Source organism: Ohtaekwangia sp., assembly GCF_036568665.1.
Classification (GTDB): Bacteria; Bacteroidota; Bacteroidia; order Cytophagales; family Cyclobacteriaceae; genus Ohtaekwangia.
This window is the reverse complement of the sequence record NZ_DATCSD010000305.1, coordinates 1-6,123: the sequence shown is the minus strand read 5'-3', so window position 1 is coordinate 6,123 and position 6,123 is coordinate 1. Positions and strand designations below refer to the sequence as shown.

General features: G+C 40.1%; 7 protein-coding genes. All 7 read right to left on the bottom strand.

The features are described 5' to 3' along the window. Positions 1–261: hypothetical protein (locus tag VIN08_RS16715; RefSeq protein ID WP_331967342.1), on the bottom strand; the 261-nt coding region annotated here is incomplete at its 3' end. A 32-nt stretch (positions 262–293) separates the two neighbouring features. Continuing rightward, on the bottom strand, positions 294–737 hold the full coding sequence (locus VIN08_RS16710) for a hypothetical protein (RefSeq protein WP_331967340.1): 444 nt from the start codon (positions 735–737) through the stop codon (positions 294–296). Continuing rightward, entirely contained in the window at positions 731–1,861 is a 1,131-nt protein-coding gene (locus VIN08_RS16705) for an RHS repeat-associated core domain-containing protein (protein ID WP_331967338.1), read from the bottom strand. Before VIN08_RS16705 ends, VIN08_RS16710 begins: the two co-directional genes overlap by 7 nt. Positions 1,862–1,940: 79 nt before the next feature. After that, positions 1,941–2,687, bottom strand: a complete 747-nt coding sequence (locus tag VIN08_RS16700; protein WP_331967336.1) for a hypothetical protein — start codon at positions 2,685–2,687, stop codon at positions 1,941–1,943. After that, entirely contained in the window at positions 2,684–3,814 is a 1,131-nt protein-coding gene (locus VIN08_RS16695) for an RHS repeat-associated core domain-containing protein (protein ID WP_331967335.1), read from the bottom strand. Before VIN08_RS16695 ends, VIN08_RS16700 begins: the two co-directional genes overlap by 4 nt. A 95-nt stretch (positions 3,815–3,909) precedes the next feature. Further along, entirely contained in the window at positions 3,910–4,752 is an 843-nt protein-coding gene (locus VIN08_RS16690; RefSeq protein ID WP_331967333.1) for a hypothetical protein, read from the bottom strand. 5 nt (positions 4,753–4,757) lie between these two features. Then, positions 4,758–6,123, bottom strand: a 1,366-nt coding sequence (locus VIN08_RS16685) for an RHS repeat-associated core domain-containing protein (protein ID WP_331967331.1), incomplete at its 5' end; no start/stop codon positions are given.

The window sequence follows — 6,123 nt, the reverse complement described above, 5'->3', positions numbered from 1 at the left end:
ATCTCCCTCATAGCTTAAGTATACATACATGTAGCCGGGTTCTTTAATCGTGCGCGGTGTAAAAGAAACGAGCTGTTTTGCTCCGTTGGCGGTGGTGGGCACTGCCTGCCAGCCCATATCCAGCAGTTTATAATTCTTATCTAGTAAGATATAGTTCAGGTAAGCACTGGGGGCAGCATCGCTCTGGTTGGCCGGACCGCCAAAGGATGTATAGGCGGTGTTTATACCGGAAGTTGCCGCACTTGCTTCTGCTGTCGCCATACCGGTTGTAACCAGGCTTGCTACCGAGGCAATCAGTGTAAATAATCTATTCTTTTTAAAACTCTTTCGGTTTTCTTTATTAATTCATCCGGAGCTCTTACATCTTTCAACAATTTTTTAAACCCCTTAAGGAAGTCAACAGATTTCTTTTGCGTGCCTGTAAAATAAATCTCGGTCTTTGTGCCAATACGCTCGGTAACCTTGAACACACCAAATTCATTAATTTCTCGTTTGGGAAGCAGTTTGGCATGTTTTAGATATTCAACCAGGCATTCAAAAATATGTTTGTCAACTTGGATTGGCCTTTCTGGAAATGGTAATTCCAATTTTTCGGTTGTTATGATTATTGGTTCAAGCATAGCGTCACCGGGCCCTACATGATCAATCCTAATATGATCTATTGTAATCTTACTATAAAATTGCGCTTCGCAAAAAGTGTTTAACAGCAAAAATGCTATGAAAATTAATCTTACCATTTTGATTTATTTGTAAATGAATCTATATGCCAAGGCGTAGGCTGTGTTACGCGCGGGTAAATAATATCAAGTTTTCCGTCAAAAATATCGTAACCATAAGTCATTGTGCCGAGTGGCACAAATACCCCGTCCCTTATTCCACCAATAGTCACTTCCGCACGCCAGATAACGTAGGTTGAATTTTTACCTCTACCAGTGTAGTCAGCCATGATAGTATTGAAACCGCCAGTGTTATACTCCGCGATCGGATAGTAAGGCGTATTATCACCTGGGGTATCGTTAAACGGTTCGTTGTCGCGAAGTGGTTTGCCAGGAAAATTCTGGTTTGAATTAGTTCGAACGGTCTGAATCCACCCATACTCTGAAAATTGTTTGTCAGGATCGTTAAACCCAAGTTTTATTTTGATACTTAGATTATCAGTATCAGTATGGTCGGGACCGAATTCTATAATCGTAATTTTTGGTCCCACTTGCTGAACTCCCCCTGATGGTGTAGGAGCTCCTGGCACCCTTCGCCCAACTTTTGCTGCCTCCATTGCAGATAATAGAGTAAACATTGCTTGTGCTGCATTCCCCTTATAAACAGTCAGACCTCCATGCATGGCAGCATACTGCCGAACGGCATTTATATCTCCACTTCGCGCAGCAGCGAGAAGGGCAGCTTCTTTCTGTTGGGCTGCTTCTGCCTGCATACCATAATATTGGGCAACCAGACCTAGATCACGTGGTCCGTCATAACCTGGGTTACTCGCTAAGAAATCCGCCCATTGTTTGTCTTCCAACTCTCGCTGCAGTTTCTCCATCTGCATCATGTAGTTGAATTGTGTTTGTGCTTGTATTTGTGCGTCACTTTCCGCGTCTGCTCCACTAGGGTCATTGCTCATTACCGGGTTGTTGTAGGCATAATGATAACCACTGAAAGATGCATACTTAGATGCCATGGGATCAATGGATGTTAAGCGCCCTAACGCAGCATCATAATTTCTGAATGCTGTTTCATACCAACCGGTAGTTTGATTGAGCTCCGAGCCTTCGTTATACAGGAAGTTATTGCTGCTGTTCTCACGCGTCCAGCTCGTTGAGGCTTGCAGACCTAAAGGATAGTATTCATTATACTGCACCACGTTTCATGGTAAGCTTGGTACCGGCTGCATCATAGAATTATTGGCATCTTTGTAGAGCATGCAAACTTTCAAATAGTTCTTATAGGCAAGTCAACTCATCATCACCGTTATCCAGATACCATTCATTGTCAATGTATAAATATAGGTTCCTATAAAGTTGTGTACATGGTACTTCTTCATTAAGAAATTTTGTCACCATCCTTCCATCCTTATTTGAGTATATCTTATAACTTTTATTAAGCAGTTTCTCTGAGTTGAAAAAAAAGTACCCACTCGGATCAAACTGCAACTTATATCGATCATTATGTGACATGTTTTGTGAAGGGTTATACTTTGAAACAACATCGATTTCTTCGAAGAGCACTGCTTGATAAGCTTTTTCTCCAACAGAATTGATCGACAATGAAACATGATAATATTCCTTCTCATCGAACAGCTTAAGACTATCTGCAACTTTATCGTAAACTTGATTAATCGTTACTGTGAATTCTGAGATTATGTCAAGAGCTTTATGAATTTTGTTATGCGAAATACAAAGCAATATCGACCTCCTTACTTTAATTCCTGATCCACCACGAACTCTGAACTCTATTTCCAGAAATTTTTCAGAATGAATTTTAACATTTCTAATATCTAAAACCTTGAAAATTTTAATACTGTCATTCTGTAAAATTATCGTGGCATTTTCATTTATAATATCTTGTTTTATCGATATCGCGTAAGACGTACCATTATCTAAATCATGTAGAGTGTACTTTTCTTTAATGTCTTGCCCAAAAACATTCAATGATATCAGAGCGACAATAAATATTAGAATATTTTTCATGGCCATTTTTTCGTTTGATCGTAGTATCTAAAAAATGATGTATCCCCAATGATACCAGTGCTTTCATAGATACCGCTACAGTAGGCATCAAAATTAGGTCCCATTTTTCTTTTAAAGCCTTGAGAAGTCGCATTCCAAAAATACGCTCCATTTGAATAATCAACGTTAATCAAAAGTGGTGCCATTGCACCAATTATTCTTTGCGAATACTTTCCTTTAAGAGACCATGCATTCTTAATAAGATATCGAATATCGCTCTCACTCAAACTCATTATCTCATTATAGATTGAACCATCAATGGCATCGAATTGACCTTTTCCACCAATTTTATCAATAAAATTACCTTTTAGGTTTGTACCCTTACGAACTAGTCTGTTTAATATCACACTTCCGATCGCAGCAGCTTCATTCATATTATTACTTGATTCACCTGCAACAATAGCTAAATATTGCTTCAATGCATTAAAATCAGTAGTCAGACCGCCATATGGCCCTCTTTGCTGAGCACCTCCTTGCTGAGCAACTCTTGCTTCTTCCATTGCATATAGCCTAGTAAAAAACGTTTTGGCTGCTGCGCCTTCATAACGAATCAGACCTCCATGCATGGCAGCATACTCTCGCACAGCATTCATGTCTCCACGTTGCGCAGCAGCGAGAAGGGCGGCTTCTTTCTGTTGGGCTGCTTCTGCCTGCATGCCATAGTATTGGGCAACCAGACCTAGATCACGTGGTCCGTCATAACCTGGGTTACTCGCTAAGAAATCCGCCCATTGTTTGTCTTCCAACTCTCGCTGCAGTTTCTCCATTTCCAACATGTAGTTGAATTGTGTTTGTGCTTGTGTTTGTGCGTCACTTTCCGCGTCTGCTCCACTAGGGTCGTTACTCATTACCGGGTTGTTGTAGGCATAATGATAACCACTGAAAGATGCATACTTAGATGCCATGGGATCAATGGATGTTAAGCGCCCCAAGGCAGCATCATAATTTCTGAATGCCGTTTCATACCATCCGGTAGTTTGATTAAGTTCCGAGCCTTCGTTGTACAGGAAGTTATTGCTGCTGTTCTCTCGCGTCCAGCTTGTTGAGGCCTGCAAGCCTAACGGAGAGTATTCATTATACTGCACCACGTTGCTTTTGGTGTGGTTATTTTCAAATCAAAATATACCCAATTTGTTCCATCGCCTTCATAATCACTTGCCCTCTTCACTGCACTTGTTATGACTCAGTTTTGTTTATTTTTTAAAATATAACTATGATCTCCACAGAAAATCCATATAGGAGCGATGGTCTCTTTAAAAATATCGGGACTTGTAAAAATTCTGAGGTTCGATTTAATCGTGAGTTCAATAGATCTTTCCATAATTTCTTTCATACAAGAATTTCTGTCTATGGTCAAATTAAAATTGTGATGCTCTGGATCTATAAAGAAATAAACACCCTCAAATTCCAGTTTACAAGACTTCTCGAATTCATATCCCAGTCCGGAATATGTGACGATCTTTCCATTCGAAAACTTCACAAACCTTTTTGGGTAAAGATCCTCACGCAAATCCATCAAGCAAGATATCTTTTCGAAGGTCGTAATTGGGAAATATTTAAATAGCTTGTAGTAATTATAATCACCATCAAACAGGGAATGAACATTTATCATATAGTTTCCATCTTTTGACGTGCGTATTGCTGTTGGTGTGAACATCCATTCTCCAAAAGCATCTTTACGTTTTAACAGAAGAATTCTATGATCTGTAAAATCATAAATTAACAAAGAATAGACCTCATTCAAACTATGGAATATGAGTTCTTTTACATTCTTTTTAAGATCGTATCCAACTTGAACATACTGTAAAGTATCAGATATCTTGTCATCAATAGGCTTAAAGGTGATAAAGTCAAAACTGCTATACTCCTCGTAGCTAAGTTTGTAGGGGGGTTCTTTATAGGACCTTTCGGTAATAGTTTTTAGCTCATCGAAAAACTGTCCCAATGACTGGCCGCACTGTTGTGCAAAACAGGAAACTATAGTAAAAGCATAACATAACAAAGATAAAATGAAGATGTTTTTCATAATGTTTATTTTATGGCGGTAACAGTTCCATTCGCGTTCACTGATATATATTTGTATGGACTTAGGCCATCCGGATCTTTAGTAATATTTCTGTACTCTCCACTTAAAACAAAATTATGGCCAAAAGAAATTCCAGTGTCAGATAGATAGCGTTGAAGTTTACATAAACCAGAATTCATAAAAATATTGATATCGCACCGAACATTGCTTTGAAGCGCTGGACCTAAGCGTGTATCTGCATTGCATCCAATAATTACTAGATTGCCGCCGGCTGATACATTAGCAATCATCTTATTAAATTTAGCTAGAGTTCCAGGTGTCGTAATATTTCCATCAAAATCGGAAGCTATATATCCTGCTCCATTCTCACCTAGAGAAATATGTTCGATATTAGCATGCCCAACTATGACCAGATTTCCAATCGTTTTTCCCGCCGATGTTAGTGATTGTAAATACGTGTTTGCTTCATCCATGTCACAAACAGATCGATATAACCAAGCTGAATTTGGCCTTAATAAATAGGATTCATTACTAAAATTTAATATAACATTCACACTTCTTTGCTGTGCCCCCGGTTGTGCTCCCCCTGATGGCGTAGGAGCTCCTAGCACCCTTCGCCCAATTTTTGCTGCCTCCATTGCAGATAATAGAGTAAACATTGCTTGTGCTGCATTCCCCTTATAAACAGTCAGACCTCCATGCATGGCAGCATACTCTCGCACAGCATTCATGTCTCCACGTTGCGCAGCAGCGAGAAGGGCGGCTTCTTTCTGTTGGGCTGCTTCTGCCTGCATGCCATAATATTGGGCAACCAGACCTAGATCACGTGGTCCGTCATAACCTGGGTTATTCGCTAAGAAATCCGCCAGTTGTTTGTCTTCCAACTCTCGCTGCAGTTTCTCCATTTCCAACATGTAGTTGAATTGTGTTTGTGCATCACTTTCCGCGTCTGCTCCACTGGGGTCGTTACTCATTACCGGGTTGTTATAGGCGTAATGATAACCACTGAAAGATGCATACTTGGTTGCCATGGGATCAATGGATGTTAAGCGCCCCAAGGCAGCATCATAATTTCTGAATGCTGTTTCATACCATCCGGTAGTTTGATTGAGCTCTGAACCTTCGTTATACAGGGAGTTATTGCTGCTGTTCTCCCGTGTCCAGCTCGTTGAGGCTTGCAGACCTAAAGGATAGTATTCATTATACTGCACCACGTTGCTTTTGGTATGCGTTATTTTCAAATCATCGAAATATACCCAATTTGTACCATCTCCCTCATAGCTTAAGTATACATACATGTAGCCGGGTTCTTTAATCGTGCGCGGTGTAAAAGAAACGAGCTGTTTTGCACCGTTGGCGGTGGCAGGCACT

Bases quoted from the DNA above. Each gene is read 5' to 3' on its own strand.
- VIN08_RS16710 (WP_331967340.1), bottom strand. From the start codon at position 737: ATGGTAAGATTAATTTTCATAGCATTTTTGCTGTTAAACACTTTTTGC.
- VIN08_RS16700 (WP_331967336.1), bottom strand. From the start codon at position 2,687: ATGAAAAATATTCTAATATTTATTGTCGCTCTGATATCATTGAATGTT.
- VIN08_RS16690 (WP_331967333.1), bottom strand. From the start codon at position 4,752: ATGAAAAACATCTTCATTTTATCTTTGTTATGTTATGCTTTTACTATA.